Annotated in this window: 29 protein-coding genes; 20 read left to right on the forward strand and 9 right to left on the reverse strand. The window is 63.5% G+C overall.

Annotation, left to right across the window (positions count from 1 at the left end; translation table 11 throughout):
* Positions 1-20 precede the first annotated feature (20 nt).
* Both ACT53T_RS16345 and ACT53T_RS16350 read left to right on the forward strand, forming a co-directional pair.
* Entirely contained in the window at positions 21-725 is a 705-nt protein-coding gene (locus tag ACT53T_RS16345) for a hypothetical protein (protein WP_476162007.1), read from the forward strand.
* Positions 722-961 carry a hypothetical protein gene (locus ACT53T_RS16350; protein WP_476162008.1) on the forward strand — a complete coding sequence of 80 codons (240 nt, stop codon included), beginning with the start codon at positions 722-724 and terminating at the stop codon, positions 959-961. The genes ACT53T_RS16345 and ACT53T_RS16350 overlap by 4 nt, the downstream gene beginning before the upstream one ends.
* Positions 962-1,627: 666 nt before the next feature.
* Here ACT53T_RS16350 and ACT53T_RS16355 read toward each other — a convergent pair.
* Positions 1,628-2,116 carry a Ros/MucR family transcriptional regulator gene (locus ACT53T_RS16355; protein ID WP_476162009.1) on the reverse strand — a complete coding sequence of 163 codons (489 nt, stop codon included), beginning with the start codon at positions 2,114-2,116 and terminating at the stop codon, positions 1,628-1,630.
* Between the two features lie 351 nt (positions 2,117-2,467).
* Here ACT53T_RS16355 and ACT53T_RS16360 point away from each other — a divergent pair, with 351 nt between their 5' ends.
* The 13 genes from ACT53T_RS16360 to ACT53T_RS16420 all read left to right on the forward strand — a co-directional run bounded on the left by ACT53T_RS16360 (position 2,468) and on the right by ACT53T_RS16420 (position 16,160).
* Positions 2,468-2,839, forward strand: a complete 372-nt coding sequence (locus ACT53T_RS16360) for an ArdC-like ssDNA-binding domain-containing protein (protein WP_476162010.1) — start codon at positions 2,468-2,470, stop codon at positions 2,837-2,839.
* A gap of 178 nt (positions 2,840-3,017) precedes the next feature.
* Entirely contained in the window at positions 3,018-3,266 is a 249-nt protein-coding gene (locus ACT53T_RS16365) for a hypothetical protein (RefSeq protein ID WP_476162011.1), read from the forward strand.
* An 81-nt stretch (positions 3,267-3,347) separates the two neighbouring features.
* Entirely contained in the window at positions 3,348-3,572 is a 225-nt protein-coding gene (locus tag ACT53T_RS16370) for a hypothetical protein (protein ID WP_476162012.1), read from the forward strand.
* 122 nt (positions 3,573-3,694) lie between these two features.
* Positions 3,695-4,795 (forward strand): ArdC family protein, encoded by a 1,101-nt coding sequence (locus tag ACT53T_RS16375; protein WP_476162013.1) that lies wholly within the window; start codon positions 3,695-3,697, stop codon positions 4,793-4,795.
* 506 nt (positions 4,796-5,301) lie between these two features.
* Entirely contained in the window at positions 5,302-5,853 is a 552-nt protein-coding gene (locus tag ACT53T_RS16380; RefSeq protein WP_476162121.1) for a phosphoadenosine phosphosulfate reductase domain-containing protein, read from the forward strand.
* A 64-nt stretch (positions 5,854-5,917) separates the two neighbouring features.
* Complete coding sequence (locus ACT53T_RS16385) at positions 5,918-6,352, forward strand: hypothetical protein (RefSeq protein ID WP_476162014.1); 435 nt, start codon at positions 5,918-5,920, stop codon at positions 6,350-6,352.
* Positions 6,353-6,571: 219 nt separating this feature from the next.
* The gene (locus ACT53T_RS16390; RefSeq protein ID WP_476162015.1) at positions 6,572-6,898 is read left to right on the forward strand and encodes a hypothetical protein; all 327 of its coding nucleotides are present in this window, start codon (positions 6,572-6,574) and stop codon (positions 6,896-6,898) included.
* A gap of 114 nt (positions 6,899-7,012) precedes the next feature.
* Positions 7,013-12,070 carry a DEAD/DEAH box helicase family protein gene (locus ACT53T_RS16395; RefSeq protein WP_476162016.1) on the forward strand — a complete coding sequence of 1,686 codons (5,058 nt, stop codon included), beginning with the start codon at positions 7,013-7,015 and terminating at the stop codon, positions 12,068-12,070.
* 153 nt (positions 12,071-12,223) lie between these two features.
* Positions 12,224-12,775 carry a hypothetical protein gene (locus tag ACT53T_RS16400; RefSeq protein WP_476162017.1) on the forward strand — a complete coding sequence of 184 codons (552 nt, stop codon included), beginning with the start codon at positions 12,224-12,226 and terminating at the stop codon, positions 12,773-12,775.
* Between the two features lie 221 nt (positions 12,776-12,996).
* Positions 12,997-14,670, forward strand: a complete 1,674-nt coding sequence (locus ACT53T_RS16405; RefSeq protein WP_476162018.1) for a ParB N-terminal domain-containing protein — start codon at positions 12,997-12,999, stop codon at positions 14,668-14,670.
* A gap of 331 nt (positions 14,671-15,001) precedes the next feature.
* Positions 15,002-15,322 (forward strand): hypothetical protein, encoded by a 321-nt coding sequence (locus tag ACT53T_RS16410; protein WP_064033081.1) that lies wholly within the window; start codon positions 15,002-15,004, stop codon positions 15,320-15,322.
* Positions 15,323-15,334: 12 nt separating this feature from the next.
* The gene (locus ACT53T_RS16415; protein ID WP_476162019.1) at positions 15,335-15,709 is read left to right on the forward strand and encodes a hypothetical protein; all 375 of its coding nucleotides are present in this window, start codon (positions 15,335-15,337) and stop codon (positions 15,707-15,709) included.
* Positions 15,710-15,752: 43 nt separating this feature from the next.
* Positions 15,753-16,160, forward strand: a complete 408-nt coding sequence (locus ACT53T_RS16420; RefSeq protein WP_476162020.1) for a hypothetical protein — start codon at positions 15,753-15,755, stop codon at positions 16,158-16,160.
* A gap of 915 nt (positions 16,161-17,075) precedes the next feature.
* Here the strand turns inward: ACT53T_RS16420 and ACT53T_RS16425 are convergent.
* Both ACT53T_RS16425 and ACT53T_RS16430 read right to left on the reverse strand, forming a co-directional pair.
* Positions 17,076-17,759 (reverse strand): BPSL0067 family protein, encoded by a 684-nt coding sequence (locus ACT53T_RS16425; protein WP_476162021.1) that lies wholly within the window; start codon positions 17,757-17,759, stop codon positions 17,076-17,078.
* 66 nt (positions 17,760-17,825) lie between these two features.
* Complete coding sequence (locus ACT53T_RS16430; RefSeq protein WP_476162022.1) at positions 17,826-18,188, reverse strand: hypothetical protein; 363 nt, start codon at positions 18,186-18,188, stop codon at positions 17,826-17,828.
* Between the two features lie 128 nt (positions 18,189-18,316).
* Between ACT53T_RS16430 and ACT53T_RS16435 the strand changes: the two genes are divergently transcribed.
* Positions 18,317-18,739 (forward strand): single-stranded DNA-binding protein, encoded by a 423-nt coding sequence (locus ACT53T_RS16435; protein ID WP_476162023.1) that lies wholly within the window; start codon positions 18,317-18,319, stop codon positions 18,737-18,739.
* Positions 18,740-18,814: 75 nt separating this feature from the next.
* Here the strand turns inward: ACT53T_RS16435 and ACT53T_RS16440 are convergent, their stop codons facing one another.
* The 4 genes from ACT53T_RS16440 to ACT53T_RS16455 form a co-directional block, all read right to left on the reverse strand.
* Positions 18,815-19,402: a hypothetical protein gene (locus ACT53T_RS16440; RefSeq protein ID WP_476162024.1), complete on the reverse strand. Its 588-nt coding sequence runs from the start codon at positions 19,400-19,402 to the stop codon at positions 18,815-18,817.
* A 79-nt stretch (positions 19,403-19,481) separates the two neighbouring features.
* Entirely contained in the window at positions 19,482-19,739 is a 258-nt protein-coding gene (locus tag ACT53T_RS16445; protein WP_476162025.1) for a hypothetical protein, read from the reverse strand.
* A 78-nt stretch (positions 19,740-19,817) separates the two neighbouring features.
* Positions 19,818-21,122, reverse strand: a complete 1,305-nt coding sequence (locus ACT53T_RS16450) for a MobA/MobL family protein (protein ID WP_476162026.1) — start codon at positions 21,120-21,122, stop codon at positions 19,818-19,820.
* Between the two features lie 330 nt (positions 21,123-21,452).
* Entirely contained in the window at positions 21,453-21,848 is a 396-nt protein-coding gene (locus ACT53T_RS16455; protein WP_476162027.1) for a hypothetical protein, read from the reverse strand.
* 1,383 nt (positions 21,849-23,231) lie between these two features.
* Here ACT53T_RS16455 and ACT53T_RS16460 point away from each other — a divergent pair.
* The 4 genes from ACT53T_RS16460 to ACT53T_RS16475 all read left to right on the forward strand — a co-directional run bounded on the left by ACT53T_RS16460 (position 23,232) and on the right by ACT53T_RS16475 (position 24,692).
* The gene (locus ACT53T_RS16460) at positions 23,232-23,675 is read left to right on the forward strand and encodes a hypothetical protein (RefSeq protein ID WP_476162028.1); all 444 of its coding nucleotides are present in this window, start codon (positions 23,232-23,234) and stop codon (positions 23,673-23,675) included.
* A gap of 63 nt (positions 23,676-23,738) precedes the next feature.
* Positions 23,739-24,188, forward strand: coding sequence for a hypothetical protein (locus tag ACT53T_RS16465; RefSeq protein WP_476162029.1), 450 nt, complete (start codon positions 23,739-23,741; stop codon positions 24,186-24,188).
* 69 nt (positions 24,189-24,257) lie between these two features.
* Positions 24,258-24,476 carry a hypothetical protein gene (locus ACT53T_RS16470; protein ID WP_476162030.1) on the forward strand — a complete coding sequence of 73 codons (219 nt, stop codon included), beginning with the start codon at positions 24,258-24,260 and terminating at the stop codon, positions 24,474-24,476.
* A gap of 36 nt (positions 24,477-24,512) precedes the next feature.
* A complete protein-coding gene (locus ACT53T_RS16475; RefSeq protein ID WP_476162031.1) occupies positions 24,513-24,692 on the forward strand; it encodes a hypothetical protein in 180 nt (59 codons plus the stop codon).
* Positions 24,693-24,843: 151 nt separating this feature from the next.
* On the opposite strand, the gene ACT53T_RS16480 is transcribed toward ACT53T_RS16475, so the two are convergent.
* Positions 24,844-25,536 (reverse strand): hypothetical protein, encoded by a 693-nt coding sequence (locus ACT53T_RS16480; RefSeq protein WP_476162032.1) that lies wholly within the window; start codon positions 25,534-25,536, stop codon positions 24,844-24,846.
* Positions 25,533-26,309 (reverse strand): hypothetical protein, encoded by a 777-nt coding sequence (locus ACT53T_RS16485; protein WP_476162033.1) that lies wholly within the window; start codon positions 26,307-26,309, stop codon positions 25,533-25,535. Before ACT53T_RS16485 ends, ACT53T_RS16480 begins: the two co-directional genes overlap by 4 nt.
* Positions 26,310-26,421: the final 112 nt, after the last annotated feature.

Genomic DNA, 26,421 nt, shown 5'->3' on the forward strand with positions numbered 1-26,421 from the left:
CTCGTATGAGGAGACGTTTAATGAATGACTTGACCCTACGGCCGTCCTCGATCCTAGTCGAGCGAGACGGCCTGATCATGCCGGCGCGTCGCAAGTCCACCCGGGCGCGCCACGATCGGTCCGAGCCAGTAGATATCCTTCCAGCTGTGCCCGATCGCGCGCTCAACGCCCATCTCTGGGTGCGGCATCCGGAGGACTGGTACGTAGAGGAAAGCTGGGTCGATCATCGCTTCTTCGAAGAGGAGGACTTCGAAGGTTCGATCTGCGATCCGGCCTGCGGGCTCGGACGCATCGTCGAAGCTGCGAGAGCCGCGGGCTATGATGACGTCTGGGGCGAGGATCTGGTTTCTCGATCCATGTTCTGTGACCGCGCCGTCGACTTCCTATCCGAGGAAGCCGGAAGGCCGGCGCCGGACAACATCTGTAGCAATCCGCCATTTCGAAAGTCGCGGGAGTTCGTCATTCGCGCGCGCGAGATCGCGAGACGCAAGGTCGCGATGATCCTGCCCGTCTCCTGGATCTCCGGCGACCGCCGCTCCAGATGGCTGGAGAGAACATTTCCGCGGCGCGTTTTGATCATCACGCCGCGCCCTTCCATGCCGCCGGGACCTGTCATTCTCGCGGGCCTGAAAGCGCGCGGAGGACGAACAGATTTCGCGTGGTATATTTGGGAAAGGAACTATGTCGGCGAACCATCCTTCGGATGGCTGAGGCGAAGGCCATGATCGACCCCGGCGGAAAGAAACGACATTCTCTCACCGCACACGCTGCGACGATCCGCATCGTCCAGCAACTCCTGCGGACCGCCGGTCCGAGAAAGTGCGGCGGAGTCCGTCAATCGGAATTCGATGCACTGCTCGTAGAGCTGGACGAGCTACATGATCTCGTGACCTGGCTAGAGTTACATCGAATCGAATTCGTCGAATGGCGCGCCGGACGAAAACGCCGCGACGATGAATAGACGGCGGCCTCCTGTGGGAGCGCCGCGACTAGGGCCCCAATACCCATATCGACGAAGCGCGGGAACTTTTCGCCGCGCTCCAGAGCCGAAGGCCTTTTGGGCCGTGGAAGGGGTCGGCCACGAGGACATCTATTTCCGCACCAATGCCGAATATCGCGAGAGAATCCTGGGCTTTTTCGGCGAGCATCTCTGAATTCGCGCTGAAAGCGCGCGTTCGTCGGAGCCGCGTCGAAGGCCCATTATGTTGGCGAGGGCCGCGTCAGACGCACCGGGAAAGATTGTTGCTTCGCTTCTAAGAGGCGGGTCAGTGAGGCATTGTCGGAGGGCGGCCCCGTGCAAGCGCGCGCCCGTCTTCCGGGAAGCGCGGCCGTGCGCCATTACGATCCTCGTTCCTGCGAGGCGCGCGAAGCAATACGAGAAGTGCTGCGGCGCCGCGGCGTGATCGGCGACGGCGACCAGGAGTCTCGAGCAGAAGCGGTATCGCTTCGATCAGCTCGAAATGACCCCCGGCGACTCGGTCTCGCGCGAATCGGGGACGTGTGATTCCAGCGAAGAGCTCGTGTCGGATCTGTTAATGGGGCTCAGGTCGAGGCGGAGTCTTAGCGTTGGGCGTGCGAAGCCTATCGCCCCCATTACGTGCGTCGCCGATGGCGGAGTAATCGCTGATTACACTTTCGTTTTCTTGGCAGGGCGTCCACGCTTGACCGGCGCGACGGCGACGGCCTTCGGGCTCGATGCTGCGCTTCTGCGATGCTGGCCGAGCCCGAGCGTCTTCGCCATTTCCGATCGCTGCGCCGCGTAATTGGGCGCCACCATCGGATAGTCCGCTGGCAGGCCCCATTTCGCCCGATACTCCTCTGGACTCATTCCGAGCGCCCTCAAATGGCGTCGAAGCGATCTGAAGCTCTTCCCGTCTTCGAGACATATGATGAAATCGGGCGTGATCGACTTGCGGACCGAAACTGCCGGCTCCCGTTTCACCGCCGGCGACGTTGTATCGATTAGCGCTTTGCCGAGAGTTTCCAGTGCTCCGCGTACTGCGTGGATGAGCGAAGGCAGGTCTCCGATCGGCAGGGAATTATTGGCGACGAAGGCCGCGACGACCTCGGCCGCGAGCGTGGTCGAACGAGAAGGTTCTGCCTCGGAAGCCGTCATTCGAAATTTCCTCGAAGTTCATGACGAATAAGATTTCGTAACTATTGGCCGCTCCTCGGCACCAGCGCAAGCGCTTTCAGCGACTTTTTCTTAGGACAGGTCGAACGGACTGCTCCTCGCCACGCCGAGCGTCTTCGGCCTCGTGACAATCGGCGCATCCAGAAAACACCGACAGCCGAAGCAAAGAAGATCGAAAAGCGCGAAGCGCCGTTCCCGCATGCGCGTCCACCGCCGCAAGGGTGAAGGCGCACGCGCCCGTTCTCGCCGCGAGCGGCGAGTCCGCCCTTGCCCCGGCGGCCGTGATGCGGGGCGTGGGATTTCGTTCCGAAACCTGAAACGGAGACGAACCCCATGAGCAACAACATGAAGAGCAATGGACGCGCGTCCGCGCGTCGCGATCATTACCAAGACGTCACGGACCGCATCGTCGCCGCTCTCGAAGCGGGCACGCCTCCCTGGCGTCGGCCCTGGGATCCCGAGAAATCGGGTGGCCCGCTCTCGCCGATCAACGCCGTCGACGTTCTGTCCTATCTGACCGTCGTGTCATCCTTCACTTGCACGAAGATGCGTCCCGACGGCTTCGGCGGCATGGCCGTGCTCATCACCAAGGACACCGTCGCCGGACAGTCGACGCACGATATTCTCGGCGATCTCATCTCGGAAGCTGGGGTCGACGGGCCGAGCCGAGATGCTCCTGCGACGCAGGAGAATTGTCATGACTGACCGATCATGGATAGGCGCCGTTACTCTTCGCCAACGCATTCGTCTGTGGCGGCTTCGCGTTCGATCTCTCCTTCAGCGCCTCCGCCGAGGACTTCTCTACGGCCTCGGGCGTCTCTCGAAAGAAGACGCCCAGCTGATCCTCGTGGATTGTCAAAGGCTCGCCGGTTGGCATCCGCTTTTGATCCTTTCAGACGCCGATGTCCTCGAAGAGCTCAACGAAGCCTTCGAGGACGACCCGTCCCTCGCCGACCTCGTCAGCGCTGCGTGCGCGCGAGTCTCGCACAAATGGGAGAGCGTCGGCGATGAACTGTATGAAGCCCGTCGATGGGCCAGGAACCTCGTCGAGGACTATGCGCGGGACAACGACATCGCGCTGCGCTCGCGAGAGTCGAATTCCGACCAAGACGACGACGAGCAACTCGCGTGATCGTGACGACAGTCGGCGGCGACGAGCGCGCGTCCCCTTTCTGCAATTCCTTTCTGCAATTTCATCCAAGGAGCATCCACCATGGCTATCCAGTATGCGAAATCCGGAAAGATCATCCCCAAGCGATTCACCCTCGAAGAGATCGAGGAAGCGTCCGAGCTGATGCAGGGCTTTTGCGTCGCGTGCGGCGCGGTGAGAGAGTGCTGTGAACCAGACGCCCGCCGGTATGAATGCGAGGACTGCGGCAAGCGCCACGTCTACGGCGCGGAAGAAATCATGCTCATGGGACTCGTGGTCGAATCGTGATCGACGTCGCCGCTCATGTGTCCAGGCCGGCTCGACGACATGAGCGGATAACACAGCAGGACAGTGAGGGCCGCAACAAAAGGGAAGACACCAAAAGAGAAGATTTGAAGGCGTCATCCCGCATGCCCGCCCACCGCCGCAAGGGTCCGGCGCGAGCGCCCGGGCCGAGGCCCGCCCTTGCCCCGGCGGCCGTGATGCGGGGTGTGCAGGTTCGTTCCAAAACCAAAATGGAAAGGACGAACCAAATGAGCAATTTCAAGAAGCACAACGCCCACGCGCCGACGCGCCGCGATCACTATCAAGAAGTGACGGACCGCATCGTCGCCGCTCTCGAAGCGGGCACGCCTCCCTGGCGTCGGCCCTGGGATCCCGAAAAATCGGGTGCCCCGCTCTCGCCGATCAACGCCGTCACGGGGCGTCGCTATCACGGGATCAACGTCCTTTTGCTCGGCATGTCGCAATTATCCTTCGCGAGTGGCGATCCTCGCTTTTGCAGCTACAAGCAGGCGAAGGATCGCGGCTGGCAGGTTCGAGCAGGCGAGAGAGGCACGACCGTATATTTCTACAAGAGCCTACGCGTCGAAGACCGCGACGCTCCCGCGGATGGCGAGGAGCACACGCGCAACATTCCGCTGCTTCGCTCCTTCACTGTTTTCAACGGTTCGCAGATAGACGGCATTCCCGCCTTCACGCCGCCCACGATCGAAGAGGCGCCATGGCGTCGATTCGACGCGGCGGACATCATCATGCGCAACAGCGGCGCCGTCATCCGTATCGGCGGTGATCGCGCCTTCTACCGTCCGGCTACCGATAGCATTCATTTGCCGCCGAAAAACGCGTTCCGTTCGCCGGAAGGACTCGCGTCGGTCGCGATTCATGAGCTTTGCCATTGGAGTGCGGCGCCAGGCCGTCTGAACCGAGATCTGACGGGAGAATTCGGCTCCGCGAAATACGCGCTCGAGGAACTAATCGCGGATATTACAAGTTGTCTCGTCAACACAGAACTCGGTCTGCCGACAGACATAGAGAACCACGCGAGCTATGTAGCGTTTTGGCTAGAGAGACTCAAGACCGACAAACGCGAAATCTTTCGCGCTGCGGCGGCGGCGCAGAAAGCCGCGGATTATTGCCTCGCCTTTCATCCGGACTTCGCCGAAAGCCAAAGCGACTCGGATGAAAAGGACGCCGCTGATAGCGACGCGCCCCTCGTCGAGGCCGCGTGATCGCCATGACACGCGCCATATCGACGAACCCCGCAGGCGGCGAGCATCCGCACGCTCGCTCTCGCCCCGAAACCTCCATTGCTCCCGATCTCAGGAGCTACGATCACATTCTTGTCGCTTGCTCTGGCGGCAAAGATTCGCTCGCTTGTCTAATCCATCTCATTGATCAAGGAGCCGATCCCGCGCGGATCGAATTGCATCATCATGACGTCGACGGTCGCGGGCCGCCGACGTTCGATTGGCCGATCACCGCGGGCTACTGCCGAGCGATCGCCGCGGCGTTCGGCGTTCAGATTTACTTCTCCTGGCGCGACGGAGGCCTGCGCCGCGAGATGTTGCGTGATCACGAGCCCACCGCCTGCGTGGCGTTCGAAACGCCCGAGGGAAGTATCGCGACATTCTGCGGCCGCGGCGGTCCTGGCACGCGTCTGCGCTTCCCCCAGGTCACGGCCGATTTGCGGCTTCGATGGTGCAGTTCCGTCGCGAAAATCGACGTGATGCGAAGCATGATCTGCAATTCGCCCCGCTTCCTCGGCAAGCGCACGCTCGTCGTCACCGGCGAGCGCGCCGAGGAGAGCCCAGCGAGGGCTCGCTATCTGACGTTCGAACCGCATCGCACCGATACGCGCGGCGGAACCCGCCGGCGTCGCCACGTCGATCATTGGCGTCCGATCCACGGCTTGGAGGAACGACAAGTCTGGGATCTGCTCCGGCGTCACGGCGTCGTTCCGCATGTCGCCTATCAACTCGGCTTTGGACGCGTCTCCTGCATGCATTGCATCTTCGCCTCGCCCGATCAGCTGGCGACGGTCAGATGGATGGCGCCGGAGCGCTTCGAGATGATCGCCGAATACGAACGGCGCTTCGGCTGCACCGTCAAACGCGATGCTTCCATCCATGCCGTTGCCAATCGCGGCAGACACTATCCGGCCGCGCTCGCTTGGCCAGATCTCGTGCAGCTTGCCATGTCCGAGCATTGGTCGCCGGCGATACGCACATCTCCCGAGCGCTGGCGCCTGCCCGCCGGCGCCTTCGGCGACGCCGCCGGTCCCGGCTGACGTCTGCGGGTCTCGGCTTCCCTTTTTCACAATCCGTTTCTCGCCTCCCAGAGGAGACATCGACATGCCCCGCTCCTACACGCATTTTTCCTGCATTCTTCCACTCGGTCGTTCCGAATTCGTCCCACCGGCCATTGCTCTCTATGAGCAATATGCCGATGAGCTCGACGCCAGATATGAACGCATCTGCTTCACGGTGAAAGCCAGTGACGCCGATAGAGGATGTCTTCGCATCGTATCGGGCGAGGACGGCGATCCCGAACAAGTGATCGCATTCGTTCAGCGCTGTGCGAGGACGTTCGGACTGACAGGCCTCTGGGGGTTCCAGTGGAGTCAGGGATGCGTCTTCCCCTCTTTCGACGCGTTCGGCGGCGCGGCCTGCCTGATCGATCTCGGGGAGCAGCGCGTCGTCGACAGGATCGACTGTCGAAGGTGGCTCTCGGATCGTATCGCGCGCGACATGAGGCCTGCGGCTCGCGTCGTCCGGCACCATTCGTGAGCTTACGCGAATCATAGGCTCGAAAAGGAGAAAAAAGAAAAGGAGGAACGAGAAAAGGAAGCCGCTACCGCGAACGAATGGCCGCCGCAAAGGGTTGGTCGCTCCGGCCGCTTCGCTGGGCCGGATCGATCCCGGCGCACGAGGCGCCGCCTTTGCCCCAGCCATTCGTCCTCGGTTCGGGATCGGGGTCTTCGAGAAGAAGATCGAGAGGAGACTCCGATGAAAGATTTCAGCACGACGCGATCCGAACTTCACAACGCCGCGGCAACGGCGGTGTTCGACATCGATGCGTTCGACCACGACGCCGCGCGCCGCGATGGTTGGGTCATATCCGATCGCGGCAGCTATAAGGACGGCGCGCCGCATATCGAGCTGCAGAAGTTCGATAATCCGCAAGACGGCCCCCCGAGATTCCGCGACGACAGAGAGGCCTGGGCGCATGTCGTCGCGCGGGCGCGTGCGGGCTCCGCCCTTCACATCCGCGCCCTGGACCTCATCGATCGCCGCGAGCGCTTCGCCATCGAAGCCGCCTTCGGACCCTGGTGAGTCCGCCGACCGTCGCGTCCCGAACCTTCCCCTTCGCACATTCGTCCGACTGCCCAGGCCCGGCCGCCCATCGCGCGCCGGGCTTTTTCGTGCTCGCCGAAAGGAATTCTCGCCATGGCTAAGGACAGCAATCAGCTGACGCTTTCTCTGTTCGATTCCACCAGCCTCGCCGGCGGCTTGACGCTCGACGGCGGAAGTTTCAGCCCCCCGTCCGTTCTGCCCGAAGAGGACGAAGCGCCCGTCGCCGCCGCGCCGCCGGCGATTCCCGCGCAGGATTTCGTGCTGCGCGGAGACCGCGCGCTCGCGCATGGCTGGAAGGCCCGCGCCGCCGACAATCTCGCCGCCATCCGGCTGGCGCTCGACATCGAGGCTGAAAAGCGCAACGCCACGCCCGACGAACAGGACGTCCTGAGCCGCTTCGTCGGCTTCGGCGCGCGCGACGTCGCCGACATGATGTTCCGCCGCGCCGGCGAGACCTTCGCCGAAGGCTGGGAGGATCTCGGCGAGGAGCTGGAGCGGCTCGTCTCGCGCGACGAGTTGGCGAGTCTCGCCCGCGCCACGCAATATGCGCATTACACGCCGGAATTCGTCATCCGCGCCATCTGGCGCGCGGTCCAGCGCATGGGCTTTGCCGGCGGCGCTATCCTGGAGCCCGGATGCGGGACGGGCCTCTTCTTCGCTCTCGCGCCCGAAGGTCTTCTCGGCAAATCGAGCCTTACCGGCGTCGAGATGGACGCCACCACCGCCCGCATCGCCGCGCAGCTGTTTCCGAACGCCTGGATCCGGCGCGAGGACTTCACCAAGGCGCGGCTCTCCGAGAGCTTCGAGCTCGTCATCGGCAATCCGCCGTTCAGCGACCGGCGCGCCCGCCTCGACGGAGCCGAGCGCCTCGACCTCTCCCTGCATGATTATTTCATCGCGCGGTCGATCGAACGGTTGAAGCCTGGCGGTCTGGCCGCCTTTGTCACCAGCCGCTGGACCATGGACAAGGTCGACGACAAGGCGCGCGCCCATATCGCCGGCATGGCCGATCTCGTCGGCGCGATCCGGCTCCCCGAGGGAGCCATGAACGCAACTGCGGGAACCGACGTCGTCGTCGACATCCTCTTCCTGCAAAGGCGCGCCCCCGACCAGGCCGCCGGCGGCGCGCTCTGGGACGGCCTTGCCGAAGCGGTCCCAGCCGAGGATGGCGAGGAGCCGCTCTCGATCAATCGCTATTTTATCGAGCACCCCGAAATGGTGATGGGGCTCCATGCACGGACGAGCAGCGCCTATGGCCCGACCTACACCTGCCTGCGGAAAGACCGCGCCGCCCTCGACGAGCTGATCGAAGGCGCCGTCTCGCGCCTGCCGCGCGGAATCCATCACGCGAGCGAACGATCGGCGGCGTCCGCGCCGAACCGCCCGGCCCTTCGTATCGGCACGGCCGCCGAGGGCGCGACGATCAAGGAAGGCAGCTTCGTCATCGTCGACGACGCGCTGATGCAGATCATCGACGGCGCGCCCCGCAAGATCGAGGTGCGTAGCGGCAAGGGAGGCGAAGGCATTCCCGCCAAGCACGCCCGCATCATTCGCACGCTCATCCCGGTCCGCGACGCCATCCGCGAGGTCCTGCGCGCCCAAGAGGCCAATGAGCCCTGGGGGCCGGCCCAGACGCGTCTGCGCATCGCCTACAACAGCTTCCTGCGCAATTTCGGAGCGATCAATCTCACCACCATCACCGAGACGACCGATCCGAAGACCGGCGAGGCGCGCGAGACGCAGCGCCGTCCCAATCTCCAGCCCTTCCTCGACGACCCCGATGTCTGGCTCGTCGCTTCGATCGAGGACTATGACGTCGAGACCGGTATCGCGAAGAAGGGGCCGATCTTTTCCGAGCGCGTTCTGCATCCGCCGGCGACGCCGACGATCGAGAGCGCGGCCGACGCTCTCGCCGTCACGCTGCACGACGTCGGCCATGTCGACATCGACCGCGCCGCCGAGCTGCTCGGCCGGTCGCGCGACGAGACCCTCGCCGAGCTCGGCGATCGCGTCTTCCTCGACCCCCAGACCACGTTCGAGGGTTTCGAGAGCTGGCAGACCGCCGACGCCTATCTCTCCGGTCCGGTGCGCACCAAGCTCGCCGCCGCCATCGCCGCCGCCGCGGGCGACGCGCGCTATCAGCGCAATGTCGAGGCCCTCTCCCAAGTCCAGCCCGAGGATCTGAAACCCTCGGATATCTCCGTGCGCCTCGGCGCGCCCTGGATCCCGACCGATGTCATCATCGCCTTCATCGCCGAGATCATCGGCGTGAAGGCCTCGATCCGCCACACGGTCGAGATCGCCTCCTGGACCGTCGAGCTCTCCGCCTTCTCCGGCCGGGCCGAGGCGACGTCCGAATGGGGCACGGCGCGCCGCAACGCCGGCCTCCTGCTCGGCGACGCGCTCAATTCGTCGATCCCGCAAATCTACGACGTCTGGAAGGAGGATGGCCGAGAACGCCGGGAGCTGAACGCCGCCGAGACCGAGGCGGCCAAGGAGAAGCTCGCCAAGATCAAAACCACCTTCGAGCGCTGGGTCTGGACCAATGTCGAGCGGGCCGAGCGTCTCACCCGCATCTACAACGACCAGTTCAACAATCTGGTCCCGCGCCATTTCGACGGAGGCCATCTGCAGCTGCCCGGCGCCAGCAGCGTGATCAAATTCTACGATCACCAGAAGCGCGCCATCTGGCGCATAGTAAGCGCCGGCAAGACCTATATCGCCCATTCGGTCGGCGCCGGAAAGACCTTCACCATCGCCGCCGCCATCATGGAGCAGAAGCGGCTCGGCCTCGTCGCCAAGGCGATGTTGGTCGTCCCCGGCCACTGCCTGGCGCAGGCCAGCCGCGAATTCCTCCTGCTCTATCCGAACGCCCGCATTCTGGTCGCCGACGAGACGAATTTTTCCAAGGACAAGCGCCAGCGCTTCCTCGCCCGCGCCGCCACGGCGCAGTGGGATTGCATCATCATCACCCACAGCGCCTTCAAATTCGTGCCGGCTCCCGCCGCCTTCGAGCAGGCGCTCATCCAGAACCATCTCGCAAGCTATTCCGAATTGCTGGAGAAGATCGACGGCGACGACCGCATCTCGCGCAAGCGCATCGAGCGGATGAAGGAAGGCTTGGAAGCCAAGCTCGAGGGCCTGCAGAGCCGCAAGGACGATCTTCTGACCATCGGCGAGATGGGCGTCGACCAGCTGATCGTCGACGAGGCGCAGGAGTTTCGCAAGCTCTCCTTCGCCACCAATATGACGAGCCTGAAGGGCGTCGACCCCGACGGATCGCAGCGCGCCTGGGACCTCTTCGTCAAATCCCGCTTCGTCGACGAGAAGAACCCCGGTCGCGCCCTGCTGCTCGCCTCGGGCACGCCGATCACCAACACGCTCGGCGAAATGTTCACGCTGCAGCGCTTCATGCAGCCGGAGACGCTCGAAGAACGCGGCATTCACGAGTTCGACGCCTGGGCCGCGACCTTCGGCGAGACGCGGACCGAGCTCGAGCTTCAGCCCTCCGGCCTCTACAAACCGGTCACGCGCTTCTCGGAATTCGTCAATGTCGCCGACCTCATGGCCATGTATCGCTCGGTCGCCGATGTCGTGCTCAAATCGGATCTGCGCCACTATCTGCGCCTGCCCTCCATCAAAGGCGGCAAGCGCCAGATCGTCACGGCCGAGCCGAGCGCCGCCTTCAAGGACTACCAGAAAGTCCTCGCCCAGCGCATCGCCGTCATCGAGAAGCGGAAGACCAAGCCGGAGAAGGGCGACGACATTCTCCTCTCCGTCATCACCGACGGCCGCCACGCCGCCATCGATCTGCGCTTCGTCGTCCCCGGCCATGCCAATGAGAATGGCAATAAGCTCAACACGCTAATCGACAACGTCTATTCGATCTGGCGCGAGACGTCCGACCGCCGCTACACCAGGACCGACGGCGTCCCCTATCTCCTGCCGGGCGCCGCGCAGATGATCTTCTCCGATCTCGGCACGCTCAATGTGGAGGCGACGCGCGGCTTCTCGGCCTACCGCTGGATCAAGTCCCGCCTCGTCGCGCTCGGCGTTCCCGCCGAGCAGATCGCCTTCATGCAGGATTACAAGAAGTCGAGCGCCAAGCAGCGCCTGTTCCAGGATATCAACGCCGGCAAGGTCCGCGTCATGATCGGATCGTCCGACACGATGGGAACCGGCGTCAACGCTCAGCGCCGGCTGATCGCCCTCCACCACCTCGACGTGCCCTGGCTCCCCTCGCACATCGAGCAGCGCGAAGGCCGCATCGAGCGCCAGGGCAACGAGAACGACGAGATCGGCCTCTTCGCCTACGCCACCAAGGGCAGCGTCGACGCCACGGGCTGGCAATTGCTGGAGCGCAAGGCGCGTTTCATCGAGATGGCCATGTCGGGCGACCGCAGCATCCGCCGGCTGGAGGACGCGGGATCGCAGGTGAACCAATTCGCCATGGCGAAGGCCATTGCATCGGGTGACCCGAGGCTCATGCAGAAGGCGGGGCTCGAAGCCGAGATCGCTCGGCTCGAACGTCTGCGCGACGCGCATTTCGACGACCAATACGCCGTTCGCCGCACGATCGCCTCGACCGAGGCCGCGCTCCGCCATGCCGGAAAGCGGATCGGCGAGATCGAGCAGGACATCGCCAGACGAATCCCCACTCGCGGCGACGCCTTCCGCATGGAAGTGGACGGCCGCCGCTTCGTCGAGCGCAAGGACGCCGGCGCCGCTCTGCTCAAAAGCATCCGAGCCAGGGAATTCGAAGGCGCAGGCGGCGACTGGCGCATCGCCAATGTGGGCGGTTTCGATTTGTCCGTCACGGCAAAACCCGTGGCGCGCCAGAAGCTCGCCGAAGTCGAGCTGACGATGCAGCGCGCGGGCCAGCATTTCGACATCGAATATTCGCACGATCTGACGCCGCTCGGCATCATCTCCCGCCTCGAATACGCGCTGAGCCGCTTCGAGGTGGAGCTGGCCGAGCAGAAGCGCGTCATGAGTGAGGCCGCCGAGCGCCTGCCCGCGTATCGCCGGCGTTTGGACGAGGCTTTCGCCTACGAAGACGAGCTCGACGCCAAACGCGACGAGCTGGCCGCGCTCAATGCGTCTCTCGCCGCGAACGACGATGGCCGAGCCGAGGCCAGCTCCGCGGCCTGACGCGCCGCGCTGGCGCGTCCATCAAATCCCGAAGGTCTGACGACCAAACGCGACTCGGACAGCATGGTCTTGGTCCGAACGCCTCGTCGTGGGCGATCCCCGAGAGTTTGCGTCGCCGATCGCTGCGCTCCCTTTCTCATCAGGAGACGATTCATGCTCCCGACCGCAATCACTCGATCTCTCCGAACGCCACAATTGACGGCCCCGGACTTCACGCCGACCAAGTTCCATACGACCGACGACAAGGCGTGGTTCGCCAACGCGCTGCTGAAATTCCTCGCGGACGACTTTCCACAAAGCGCCTTCACCGACCGGCTGTACGCACGCCTCTCGAACAGTTTTGGCAACATTGCTCACTATAACAAGACCCAGTTCTTCGAGCATTTCTTTTTGACTTCCGAAAGGAAGATCGAATTCCTCGAACAGACGCTTCGATGGCCCTGTTATGGCGCTGCGGAACACACATTTTGCGACGTCGAAATCCTCGTTCACTCACGCATAGCGACGGCAAATCTTCTCGCGATCGAACGATCGAGACGCGACGCCGAGATCGCTCGCAATGAGCGCGAGCAGCTCGCGCGTCTAAAAGCCAAATACGAGCCGATTCCTCGCGCCGATCCGACGCCGTCGCCGATCACGACATCGACGCCGGCTCGGTCGGCCGCTCAGACGCCACGGCAAGGATCGCTCTTCGATCTTTCATAGTGGCCGGATCTCTCCCACGTCACACGGAAGGCGAAGAAGCTCCGTCAAAACGAAAAAAAAAGAGGCCCTCTGCCCCATGTGCGGCCGTCGCCGCAAGAGTTCGTCGCTTCGCTCCCGCGCGTTCCGCGCGCCCTTGCCCCGGCGCCCGCGATCGGGGCGTTCGATCCTCGTCTTCAAGAAGAAGACCGGCAATTCAAAAATCCAAACAGGAGATCATCATCATGGAACTGCGCCACGTCGATCCTCGCAATCTCAAGCCCAATCCCAATAATCCGCGCCACACCGCGCCCAGCGAGCACGCCGATCGACAGCTCGTCGCCAACATCAAGAAGATCGGCATCACGCAGCCGCCCGTCGTGCGTGCGGACGGAGATGATCTTGTCGTTGTAGCCGGTGATCGGCGCGTCCGCGCCGCGATCGCGGCAGATCTCCCCGAGATCATCGTCCTCGTCCGCGGCGCCGACGACGGGGCCGACAATCTCCGCTCCCTCTCCGAAAACGTCGCTCGAGCACAAATGGGGCCGGTCGATCAATGGCGCGCCATCGAAGCGCTCATTTCCGACCACTGGACCGAAGACGCGATCGGCGATGCTCTCGCTCTGCCGGTCCGCACCATCAAGAAATTGCGGCTCCTCGCCCACATTCATCCGGCGATCCTCGATCACATCGCCAAAGGCGACATGCCGCAGGAAAGTCAGCTCCGCATCATCGCCGCGGTTGGAGCCGACGAACAGGCCTCCGTATGGAAGAAGCACAAGCCCAAGAAGGGCCAGGACACGGTGACTTGGCTAGATGTCGCTCGCGCGCTCCAAAAGCGGCGCATCTACGCGAAGCACGCGAAGTTCGGGCCAGACGAGGAGCAGGCCTTCGGCATCGTCTGGGAGGACGACCTGTTCGAGCAGGACGGCCGGGACTCTCGCTACACCACTCAGGTCGAAGCCTACTTCGCGGCGCAGACCGCATGGCTCGAAGCCAATCTGCCGAAGAATGGCGTCCTCCTGCAAATCGACGAATATGGCCAGGGGAAGCTCCCGCCGAAAGCCGAGCGGGTCTGGGGCCAATCGAGAAAGAGCGACACGGTCGGCTTCTACGTCGACCCCCGCGAAGGCTCTGTGAAAGAAATCGCCTACCGCCTGCCCAAGGCGGAACAGAAGACCGCGAAGAGCGGAGCGCGCGCCGGCGCGGTGGAGACGGCTTCCGAGCCGACCCGCACGCGTCCCGAGATCACGCAAAAAGGCCTCGCGATCATCGGCGATTTGCGCACGGACGCTCTCGCCCGAGCGCTCGCCGAGAATGAGATCGACGATTTCACGCTCCTCAGCCTGCTCGTCGTCGCCTTCTCGGCCGAGAATGTCGATGTGAAAGCGAGCGGCTACTCCGCACCCTTGCGTCGAGGCCTCACGCGTCGCCTCGCCGTCGAGGGCCGCATCACCCAAGAGGCTGCCCTCGTTCGGAAGGCCGCGCGCGACATGCTCGCCCATGTCCTCACCTGCCGTCCCGGCTATCATTCGAGCGGCGTCGCCGCGCGCCTTATCGGCGACGCGATCGGCGCGGACGCGCATCTGCCGAACATGGCGACTGAAGAATTCCTCTCGTCGCTTTCGAAAGCGGCGCTCGAAAAGGCCGCCGCGCTGCACTCGGTGCTGCCGCGTCCTCGCGCCAAGGAGACCCGCGCCGCCCTCATCGACCAGCTCGCGGGCGCCACATTCGTGCTACCGGCCGCGCGGTTCGCTCTGTCGGAAGAAGAGATCGCGAACCAACTCGCCCGAGCGGCCGAACGCGCCGAGGAGGACGAGGGCGAGGGCCAAAACGTCGACGGCTCCGATACGGAGATCGGCGCCACCGACGAGGACGGCGACCCGGAAGAGGATCAGCAAGCCGAGGAATTCGCCTGATCAACGCATCGGCGCGGCCGGCTTACCGTCGGCCGCGCTCTTCTGCACGCTGCCATGAACCGCGAGGACGGGAGGTTCGCTCATGTACGCTTTTCAATTCCAGGATGGAAGCTGGCGCATCGACTTCATGACCAACAGTCGATCGCCCCGTCCTGCTCCCAGAACCGAGGCGTACGATCTCTATGAAGCGTCCTACCTCAGTCGCCGCGCCGCGAACGCCGCCATCGACAAAATCCGCGCGCTCGCTTCCGACAGATCTCCTCCCACATCAGAGGAAGTTTCGTCCTGAAGCGCCGCGCATTTGTGAATGTTCGAGCTACGGAGCCTTCTAATGCCGACCTACAGAATTCTACTTGTGGAAGAGCTGGTGGAGAGCGACTGCGCGGAATTCCGAGTCGCCGCCCCTACAACCCGTGACGCCGCCAATGTTCTCGTCGACGCCCATGCCCGTGCGCGGGAGAAATCGTCGAACTGGGTCTCTCTGCCCGACGGCCAGAGCGCCCGAATCGAGCCCGACAATATCGTTCGGACGCGCGTTTATTGCGTGTTGCTCGACGACAACGGCGACGAGGTCGAGGAGATCGACCTCGAGACTCCCGCCTCGCGAGCACAGCCGCCTTCAGAGGTGGATTTCGAAGACGGTGGCGCCTGATGCGGCAGTGTCATGCGCGACGCGCACTGCCCGACGACGCGAACTCGAGGGCCAGTGCCGCGGTCTTTTCCCTCTCACCGCGACGACATGAACGTGGCCGTCCCATCTTTTCGGAGGCCGATTCCCGGAGGCATGAACATGGCCAGGACGCACGTCGACGTCAGCACGGAAATTTTCGGCAGCGCCACCAGCATCGCGCATCTGGCGCAATTCGCATTCGACCGCGAAGACAGCCGAGACATGACCGTCGAATACGCCATCAGGCTGATCCAGAAGGATTGGCCCTTCGAAATCGATCACTCGAAAGCGGAAATCGAATGCGGCGTCGGCGTTCGAGTCGCTTTCAAAGACGGCTCCGTTCTTCATGTCGGCGCTTGGGCGGACTGACATGAAGCCTTCCCACCGGATGCCCTAACTAGGGAGCTGCGCTATGATACGGCAATATTATGCTCAACGCCGCCAGGGCGGCGACAATCCGAAGGGCGTCGGCGTCATCGCCGTCGGATCCATCTACTATCTGCAGAACGACGGCTATTGGCGTGATCGATTTCGCGGGGCGCCTATTCGCCGCAATCCCTGCATTGTCCTCGCGTTTTTGAATGGCGTCGTCGCCGCTTCCCGTCGCAGCGCCGCCGCAGGCAAATGGGAGGACGTCTATGTGAGCGGACGTTCCGATCTCGCCCTCGTGCGCTCCCTTCGCGATGGGCGCATCCGCAAGATCGCCGTCCGCACATTGATCCTCCACGACGATCTCGGCATGTGCAAAGACGCGGCGGAATATCCGACTCTTCCGCGGCTCGCCGGTCGCAAGTTTCCGCTTCGATCTGTCGCAGCATAACGAGGCCGTCGCAGAGCGCTCTGGCTCTCGACGCACATGTGAAGCAGAGAGCGCCGAAATGTGTCGACAATGGATTCCCTCGCAGCTTTTGCTGTTTGCGAGCGCCAAATCGTCCCCTGAGTTCATTCGTCGGTCTGAAAAGGCGAGCGTGGCGCCATCCGCTCTCGTCGCGACAGATTCGAGGTGAAAGTTCGCGAATCCGAAATCGCGCTTGGCTCGCTCGCGGTTCTTTCGAATAGACGCGCCAAGTCATCGCTGACGCCCGAGACAGGATGAATGAAGGGCGCATCGACCATACGCGCTCGGAGCGCTGTCGGACCGTCCAGCACCAACACGACAATGCTGGCGACGGCCGCGCCCAGCGCGCCAGCCCCGACTGCTATCGACAGAGCGCCTGCGAGGAAGGCCGCGACGGATTTCGAAATCCAGCTTCCACTCGGATAAATGCCTGATGCCGATTCGTTATTCATGAAGGCCTCCGAAGCTGCACGCGGCGACACCACTATCGACCGCATCGCAACCGTGAGCCCGATGTGTGCGAATATAAATGGAGGATCGAATGCCTGAGTCGCACCCGATCCTCATACAGAGTTCGATGTTGGCGCTCCCCGCTATTTGCACACCACACGCCCAGGAGTGTACACGCATCGATCAATCGGGCTTTTGAAGACAAAAGTTTCGCGCGTTCCATCCTTATATCGGCAAACGAGTTTTAGTGGCTGATGCGCCTTTTTGAGATTGTGCCAACCTTGCTCCTTCAGCGAGCCGTCAGGCGTCAGAGATTCCGTGTCCGGCGTAAGTGTCCCCGGTGGGTCCGCTAGTCCTGAAATGATCGTGATCCCCGATAGGTTATTCTTGCAAGGTTCGACGGCGAAGGCAGCCGAAGGAACCATCAGCATCAGTATGGCGAGCGCCTTAGTGCGATACGACATAAAATTTATCTCCCGCTTCATATTGATTGTTCCCTGTCCAATATATCGTCCTGTAATGGGCCGGCTGATTCAACCATTGGTCCATTACCTGTATGCCCTGATCGTTCTGACCGAGGTAAATCGCCGTGTGGCTCTGGCCCGGCGTGTTCGTGTATGTCCCGTCATCGCCAAAAGTCGCGATCACAGTTCCCGTTGCAATGTCGCTAACGCCCTCAACACGTTCGCCCGGAACCCAGGTCGACGTCAGGCCGACGTCGGATGTCGCCTGCGCCAGCGCGACGCATTGCCCACTTCCGACGCTCTGGCCATTGTATTGACTGTAGTCGGTTGCGATCGTGCCCGCGCCAATTCCGCCGTCGCCATTGTAGCCGCCGCCTCCGCCATTTCCTCCTCCTCCGTTCCCGCCACCCGTATCCGTTCCACCGGTCGGATAGCTGAAATTCGGCGCGCCTTTCTCGCGGTACGTCGGAATCACCGTGGCGGGCAATCCGCGTTCGACGACAGGGGTCGGGTCGGCTATCCCCGGCGTCGGCCCCCACAACGCGCACCCCGCGCCCGCGGCGAGAGCCACCGCAATCAATCGACATGAGACGACGAGCTGTCCTCGTCCTCCGCCATGCCCTTCGCCGCCGGCGTCCGGAGGGGACATATTCAGTTTGCGCAACATGAGACCTCCTTTTTCAGAAGGCGCTCAACATTGCGCTCCTCGGTGCGTATGTGAATCTCCTGTCAATCACAGAATTCGCAGTTGCTGATTTCGTCGCGGTCGCCGACGCGACACGCTCCGATCGTTCATGTCGATGGGCGGCCGGTCGGCGAGACGGCCGCCCGGCTGGTGTTCATGGGTCAGTGTCACGGCCCCTGTCGCCGCTTTCGTCGTGCGCCGGACGACGAGGAAAGAAGAATGGAAAATTGAAAAAAGGAAAAGCGGAAATCGCTTCGAAGCGAGCAAGACGCCGCAATGCCCGTTTGCACGCCGGCGTTCTACAGCCGTCGTCGACGCCTTCGGCTCACGCAGCCGCAGAATTTTCCCCTGTCCGCGCCGCCCCGCCATAAAAGGCGGGGCTCCCGAGCGCGGACATTCCTCGCGCATCAAAATTCAGCGTCTCCAGGAGCTCAGCGCTATCGCTCGACCTCCGGCCTTCCGGCCGGAGGCTCCAGATCGCCTTTCCGGCTGTTCATGAACGCCGTGCAACGGGCTGCGGCCCCGCTCGGAGAAATGACATGAGAAACATAGCAGAGTTTCAAATCATCGGACGCGTCGGCGTGGTCAAGAAGGTCGGCTCCACCACGCACGTCACCATCGCGTCGAACTACTCCTACAAAGACGAGGGCGGAGCGTGGCGCGACGATCCGCATTGGAATGAAGTCGTCGTCTTCTCGACGGCGACCATTCGGTACATCGAAAACCATATCGGCAAGGGCGATCTCGTTCATGCGCGTGGCCGCGTCCGCCAGAACAGCTATGAGCGCGATGATGGCGAGCGCGTCTTCACCGTCGATCTCATCTGCAACGATTTCTCGCGCCTTGCGCAGGCCGCCGACAATCGCGACGGCGAGCACCGCGACGCGGACGGGCGGGAAGAATCCTTCGGGCGCCGCCAAAGGACCGCGTCTCGCGGCCCGGATGACGCCATTCCCTACTGATCGATTGGCCGGAGGGGAGGCTCTCTCGACGCCTCCCCTCGTCCCTATTTCGGAGCGCCGTAAACCGGGAAGGCCTCAGCCGCCGGACGTCCTCGCCGCGAGTTCGTCGGCGCACAACGCATGCGCTTCCGCGTTCAAGTCGAACGGCGCCCAGGTCTCGCCGCGCTTCGCGATCTCGATCGCGCGCGACGCGCCCGCAGCGCGCTGACACGCCACATGCGCGTCGACCAGCAGGCGCGCGGCGTAGAAGGTCCGCGCCGACGCCTGCTCGCTGAGCGGAGTCAGCAAATAGCCGCCTTCCGACTGCGCCTCGACCACCTTGCGTTGCGCCTTCACCGCCGCCAATGCGGCGTTATGCGCCTCGTCGCACAGAGACACCGCGCGTTCGACGATCGGCTGCAGCAGTCGGTCCAGATCCGCCTGTCGCTGCGAGCTCGACAGGCGAGCCCCTTTCTGCGCAATGTCATCCGCCATTTCCTGGTCGGCCGCCTCGCCAATGCCATCGATGTCGTCGTCGAACCCGAACGCCTCGATCACCAATGAGATTTCTCGCGAGTCCGGCGCGATATCGCGCACGAGATCCATCGACGGCTTTGCGCGCCGCTCGATCGGAAAGCGCACGACGTTCGTCATGCCGGGCGTCAATTCGATGCGCATGGCCACTCTCCTGTTGTGGATCGTCTCATCAAATCAGACGCGGCTTCGGAATGCAACGGCAACACATTGAAAATAAGAGGAAACGTCACGCCGCGGCGACTTTGCTTCCCTTCGTCGCCGCGCTCGCACTCTCGCGCGTCGTGGACGCGCTCGGATCGAAGCGGAAATAGCGGCCGCCGATCGCCCCTTCGAAAGCGGCGCCGTCGCGCGACCGCCGCAACTCGAATTCCATTACGGTGCCCGGAACGGCAACCGTCATGCTCTGCGTGTTCGATTCCACGACCTCGACCTCCAACGGCTCCCGAGGGCGATCGATATCAGTCAGCTTGATTCGGGCGCTCATGAATAATTCGCTCCAATTGCTTATCGTTGAGCTGAAATTCGCTTTCGTTCGAAACATCTGCGGCGGCGGGCCTTGGCGTCAACCACTGATCACAGCCATTTCTTCCGGGCTCAAGCCGGTGGCGCCGCCGTCGATTTCGAGCACGCGCGCCCCATCGACCAAGGCCAGCTTCGACCGCGCCGCGCGCGTCGCCCGCAACATCCATTCCTTCTGTCGCGCGCTCAAGCCTCTGGCGTCGTTCACCACCAGCACGTCCGTCGACGTCAAGCGGTCCTGCTTCTTTTTCCACCGACCCAGCAGACCATGCACCGCGACGCTCTTGATGCCCGACCTCTTCTCGAACGTCTTTGCGGTTTCGTATGTCAAGCCCACTCCGCGAAGCCGAAGGCCTGCGCGCTCCCATTGCGAGATCGCGTCCGGCAATGTCCTGCCCGTCTTCGTCGTGTCGACGCCGCCCGAAGCCGCAGCGACGGCTCCGCTTTCGTCCGATGGACATTGCACGGTCGCGACGAGGCTGCGTGTGCTGAAGCTCTCGCCGTCCGAGAGCCGGACCAGCTCGACCGAACATTCCACGCGCGCCAGCGCCGTTTGATACTGCTCTTCGCCCGCTGTGTTGTTCCTCACGAATTCGATCATTTCACGGTACGAAAATGTCGCGCCCGCATTCGTCAACGCCCGCAACGCCAGCTCCGGTTCGCCCAGCATCCGCTCGCCGTTGCGCCAAGCGATTTCCAGATTTTCCGCGCGTCGCTCGACCGCGCCGTTTTCGAAAAACGGCTCCAGCGCGCGTCCGCGAACCGCATCCGCTCCGGCGCGGATCAATTGGGTGCGGCCCGCAGCGAGCAAATATTTGTTCGACAGAAGGGTCCAGCGCTCGCGCCACTTCGACAAGAGCTTGGCGTCTTTCCAATCCGTCCGCTTCTTTCCGAAGCCGTCGTCGCCGATTTCCCGCATCGAGAATAGCCCCTGCACGTACGACCGTTCGACGCCGTCTGCTCCGAATGCACGGTGAATGTTCAAATCCACGATGATCCCTCGGGCGACGAATTGTTCCTCGAAGAACTCGCGCGCGAGGGCGATCCCGTCCGCTCTCGACAGTTCGGACGGGATCGCGATCTCGACCTCCCGCGCGACCTGGGCGTCGTCGCGCTTTTCCGCCGCCTCGACCGCGTTCCATAAAGTCGCGCGATCCGACCATGCGCCGCGCGCGCCAACGGGAAGCAAGATCTCCGAATGCTCGATGTCGCCGAGCGCGGAAAAATCCGCGACAGTCTCTCGCCCAGGATCTCGCAGTCGTGACCGCGAACAATAGGCCGCCGCGACCACGGCGTTTCGACCGACCGACCGGCTCACCGTGATGACATTGAGATAGAAGATCGCCATTTCGCAGTCCTCGCCGCGCGTCCTTCCAGCCCATGCCGGAATTTCGACGCGCGGCCGATAGGCTCCGCGAAATCGGTGCGAATCTCGAATTCTCGACGGCTCCATCAGCTCTCGATCCTCGTCCGAAAAAGCAAGGAATCCGGAGCCACCCACGTCGGCTGGGGATAATCCCAGTCCCCAAGATGCCGGCCAAATACGCCGCGCCTCCTTCCCCTGCCCCGACTTCGCGTCCACGCCCCTCGCCCTCGTCTCGTCGCCCTCTTCTTCTATCTCTCCGTCCATGATAGGATTTACACCATGAGCGCTGCCGCCATCCTCAAACTCCAGGCCTCAGGCTTCTCCGTGGACCAAGTCTCCGCGCTCGCCGAGCTCATCGACACGCAGGCCGCGACCAAGGGCGATGTCGAAGCCGCCAGCCACAAGCTCGATCAGAAAATCGATGCCGCCGAGCACCGCCTCGAGCTCAAAATCGCCGATGTCAAAAACAGCCTCGATCAGAAGATCGACGGCGTCGAGCACCGCCTCGAGCTCAAGATCGGCGAATTGAAAGCCGGCCTCGACCTCAAAATCGAAGGCCTCGATCGAAAAATCACCGAGACAAACGCCAACACTTTGAAGTGGGTCATCAGCGCGATCGGATTTCAAACCCTCGTCATGGTCGGAACTGTCGTCGGAGCCGTGGCGGCGCTCATGAGATTCATTCCGGCCGCTCCGATTATCCACCAATAGGCGAATTCCGATAAATCGGAACCGCGCTCTACTCGCGCCGCGCGCGGCGCTCACCGAGCCGTCGCACGCGACGTCTCGGCCCTGCGGGTCACGATCGCTTTCGCGTGAGCCGTCCCTCCCGCGAATAATCCCTGCACCCCAAAGGCCTGACGACGTTTTTTCCCAGCGCGCTTCCGCGCGCGGAGCAGTTTCCGCGCCTGCGTCCGCATGCCGTTCCCGAGAGATGCTGCGCCTCTCTCATAAAGAAGAAATCTCTTCCCCAGCCGACACCGGGCTTCGCCGCTCTCTCTGGCGCGCTGAGTGTCGCTGTCAAAGAGGCGGCGCGCGGTGACGCAGGAATCTTTCGATCCCGCCGTTCGGGCCGGGCGCCCCTTCGGAAGCGCGTCGGATTTGCGCTCGCCGTGATCTCGCGGCGCCGTGGGCGGCCAATCCCGCCGCTGCGATCGGCGAGACGGCCCCACGGCAGGCGGCAGGCGTAGCCCTGCATGGCTCGGCGCGACGTCGAGCGCTGGCCCATGGTCTCTCGAACGGCGGGCGCGACCTCGGCGCTGTCGATGGCGAGCGCGCTGTCGGGGTGGGAGCCTCGTCGCTGTCTCCGAGAAAGCTGGCTCCCGGCAGTGCGCGCTCGGTCCGTCCGATGTGCTGATGTGCTGGGTCGGCCGAGTCGTCGAGCGCCGTGGGCGGTCCGTTTGCAGAGCGCGTTATGGGCCGCGGGCGGTCGTCGGGGAATCGAGGGCGAGGCCGCTGCAATCGACGGTTCGTCGCGCGCGTCGGCAGTCGTCGGCGCGCTCCGGTCGATCGAAGGTCGGCGGGATGCGTCTCGCAGTCGCGGAGTTCGGGGAAACACGCTCGGTCTCGACGATCGCATGATTGCTCTGGGGGCGTTTCGCTCGGCAGGCCCGATACGTCGGTTTGCCCCCTCGGTTTTGTTGCGTCCCTAAGCCTGGCCGACCGGCCCCGCAACGGCGGCCCCCGACTTTTTTCCGCCGATGCCGGGGCAGTTCATTTTTTGACCGGCGCAAGCGCCGGATCTCTTTTCTTTGCCCCGGACATCTTTGCATCGCGAAGCAAAAAAGTCGGTGTCTCGCCGTCCTCCGCTTTGCTACGGCCCGCGCCGTCGCCCGATGGGCGCCGGACGCGGGTGCAGGCCCGCTCTCAGGGCCAGGCTTTCAGGGACCGCACCGAGGGGAACAAACCGGCATCGGGCCGGCGAACCCCCCGGCCCAGAAAATCAGGATCACGATCATGACCAAGCGTCCCCAAACGTCCGCTGCGAAACGCAATAAGCCCGCTCGTCCCCCGATCTCGCTCGAGAGCGCGCGCCTCCTCTGCCCCGACGACGCGATCGCGACGAACGTCGCCGCAGCCTTCGCCCTCTCAGTGCCCGACTTCTCCGGGATCCGCGAGGCCCACGACACGCTGCTCCGCAAGACCTGGACCGCCTTCGACGAAGCGCTCAACGAGACCGCCACCAAGATGCACTTTCAGCGCCTCGTCGGAACCTTCGTCGCTTCCGCCCAGGGAGCCGGACGCTTCTACTCCGAAAAGCTGACCGAGGCCCGAACCCTCACCGCCAAGCTCGCCAACGAAGCCCGCGACGAGGATCGCGACGCACCCGCCGGCTTCGAGTCCAAGGCCCAGCGCGCTCGCCAGTTCGCCGCCGATCTCGCCATCCAGGCCTACGCGCTCCTCGCCGCCGCCGAGGGAGCCGTCGAGGCCTATCTCCAAATCACCGGCGAAGATTGGAAGCCCTACGTCGCCCCCAGCGAGACCGAAAGCGTCGAACGCAAGTCCGCCGCCGCCGAATTGGGAGCCTTCGGCTGAGCCCGAGCGGCGGGGATCGAAAGGTCCCCGCCTCCCTCTCTCGCGATCTCGATGGAGAACGACATGTTCGACTTCAGCAAGCTCCGCCGTCCGAACGCAGCCGAGCAGCGCGAGCAGGAACAGCGCCGCCGCGCCGACGCCATAGCAGACGACCACACCCGTCGCCTCCTGCGCTCCCGCGACGCCCTCCGCGTCACCCTCACCGACCACCCCGACGCCCGCTTCACCGTCGCCGGCGACCGCGCCCTCCATTTCTACGGCGAACAGCCGAACGGCCGCGAGGCCCGCGCCGTCTGGTACGCCCCCGATCACATGAGCCGCGACGAATTCGACACGATCGTCGCCGGATATGCGATCGGCGCAACGCTCGACCTGCGCGGCTATTGGAAGCCGTTCAATGGCAATTCGGGAACGAGCTTCACCTTCGTCGCCCAGTTCGTGGAAGCCGCCGACCGCGCCGAGCCCGTGGAGCGCAAATCTCCCCAGGCCGAAATCGACGCCTTCGACGCTTGACGCACGCCTGCCGGACCCGCACGGCTTCCGCATTTCATTGACGAATCCACTTGACGAGGAGAGCGACCGATGCAGCTCTCCGCGGAAACCGCAAAAGCCTATGTCGCGCGCCTCATGACGTCATCCTCAGATTGCGTGCGCCTCGAGATCGACGACGAGGTCGCCTCGCTCGAAGGAGGAGCCGTCTTGAAAGTGACCGGCCGCGCCTTCTACGGCGACGGGACGTTCACCGGCTTCGACTGGGACGTCTGGCGCCTCGAGGACGGCGAACTCTATGGCGAATGGTAGGTCGCCGCTCGCCTCGCCACCACGAAAGTAACCACTATGCCTCTCTCCCGCCGGCCCATCGCCCGCCCGATCAACCAGGCCGCCCGCGCTCTGCGCCGACGCGCCGCGAACGCCGGCGCCGAGATCGCTCTCGACGTTCGCCCCAAAATCGTCGCGCCGAAAAAAGGCAAGGCCTCCTATCGCCGCGCCAGACAGCAGCCCCCCGATCCCGAATGACCGAGCGCTCTCGGCGCTTCGGATTCGCTACATTGCTCGCCTTCACATGCGATTGAACCGCGCCAGCGGAGCAGACCGTTCGGAAATAACAGAGGGGCGGACGCGCGCCGCGCATCCGCCCCTCGTCTGTGTCAGACCTGCCGGCTCGGCCTCAGCCCGAAAATGGCCACCATGTCAGCCATCGACGTTTCAGCTCGTCCGGCAAATCGCGCCACTCCCTCGGAGCCAGTGTCTCCAGCTTGCACACCCAGTCGCCCGTCGGCTGACCCTGTATCGCCACCCGCATCGGCGTCTTCGCGCAACGCGCCAGCGATTGCAGCGCCGGCTCGTCTTGCAACACGCGAATCTGATAGCCAGACCAGAAGCTCACACTCAGCAGCGCCAGCGCCGCCGCGCTCATCTTCATCGCGAAAATGCGCGTGCGCCGACGGGTGATATTGTCCTCCGCCAGCACCAGCCACTGCTTCGACTCGCTCACCAGATTTTTCACCAAGTCCTTGCAGACATTGGTGACGATCGTCTCCTGAACCACTTCCGCCTGCCGGATCGTCAGCGCCGCAAGGCGCGTCGCCTCACGCAATCGCTCGATCTCCGTCTCGCCGAGCTCGTGAAGCGCGACGATCTGCTGTTGCTGCGCCTCCATCTTTCCCGACAAGGACGCATCGAACCGCTCGACCAGATCGGCCAGCTTCAAAAGCGCCCACTTGAACGCGCCAACGAAGCCGCCGAGAGGACCATTCGGCTCGATCCCCTCCGCCGCCGCCGCCGCTTCCGCCTGCCGCGCCGAATTCCGCACGTCTTCGGCCACGCTCTCGATCTGGTTTCCTGTCTCCTTCAGAGTCATGGCAGCCACTCCCGAACCTTGCCGGAAGACAGCTGGCCTTCCATCCGATCCAGCCACGTCTTGATCGAAAACCGCTTCAGTGGATCGAGCGGCTTCCCGTCTCGACCCGCCTTGCCCTCCACAGCCTCGTAAAAGCCGAGCCCCGCCTTGCGGACCTCCGCGATATGAATGATCCGCGGCATGACCAGGATTTCCGTGCCCGTCTCCATCAGCTCCACGATTTCCGGCCGTTCCATTATCGCGTCGAACGCGCCCTGCGGCGTCTTGCCCGCCCGCACGAGGCTCTCGTTGAACACCAGCATCGAGCGTTCCGTCTCGAACACCTTCGACCGATGTATCGTCAGGATATGCTCGAAGTCCTCGATCTCCGGCCCCGTCATATAAATCGACAGCGGCGCGACACCGACCGACGCGCAGAATTCCGAAAGCGACAGCTCCCGGCAGAACTCCGCCAGCGCCTGATCGCCCCCGCCCAAATCGAAAATCAGCGAGCTTCGCTCCTCCACCATCTTGCCGACCAGCTGGCCGATCCAGTCTTTCACATCGGGCGTCTGATCGCTCGGCGGTTGATGCGCCCCGCCCTCCGTTCCTGGCGGATAGAACCCGGCCAAGGTCGCATTCCTGCGGTCGCCGTCGCCGACGATGATCTCCCGCCCTTCGCGCCGCGTTCGCTGAATCAGATAATCCGCGAACGTGCTCCCGCCCGTTCGCCCTCGTCCATGGCGAACCGCCAACACCAGCTGACGATCCTCGCCCGGCGAGCTCGTCTCCATATCCAACAGGGTCATTGCAATTCCCTTTCCGCCTATCGCGACGGAGCGGCTCTTCCCGCCCCATCGCTCGAAACGAGCGTCGCGCGACCCTGCGCGTATCTGAAGCTGTCAA

The organism is Methylosinus sp. DMC45 (assembly GCF_056313885.1).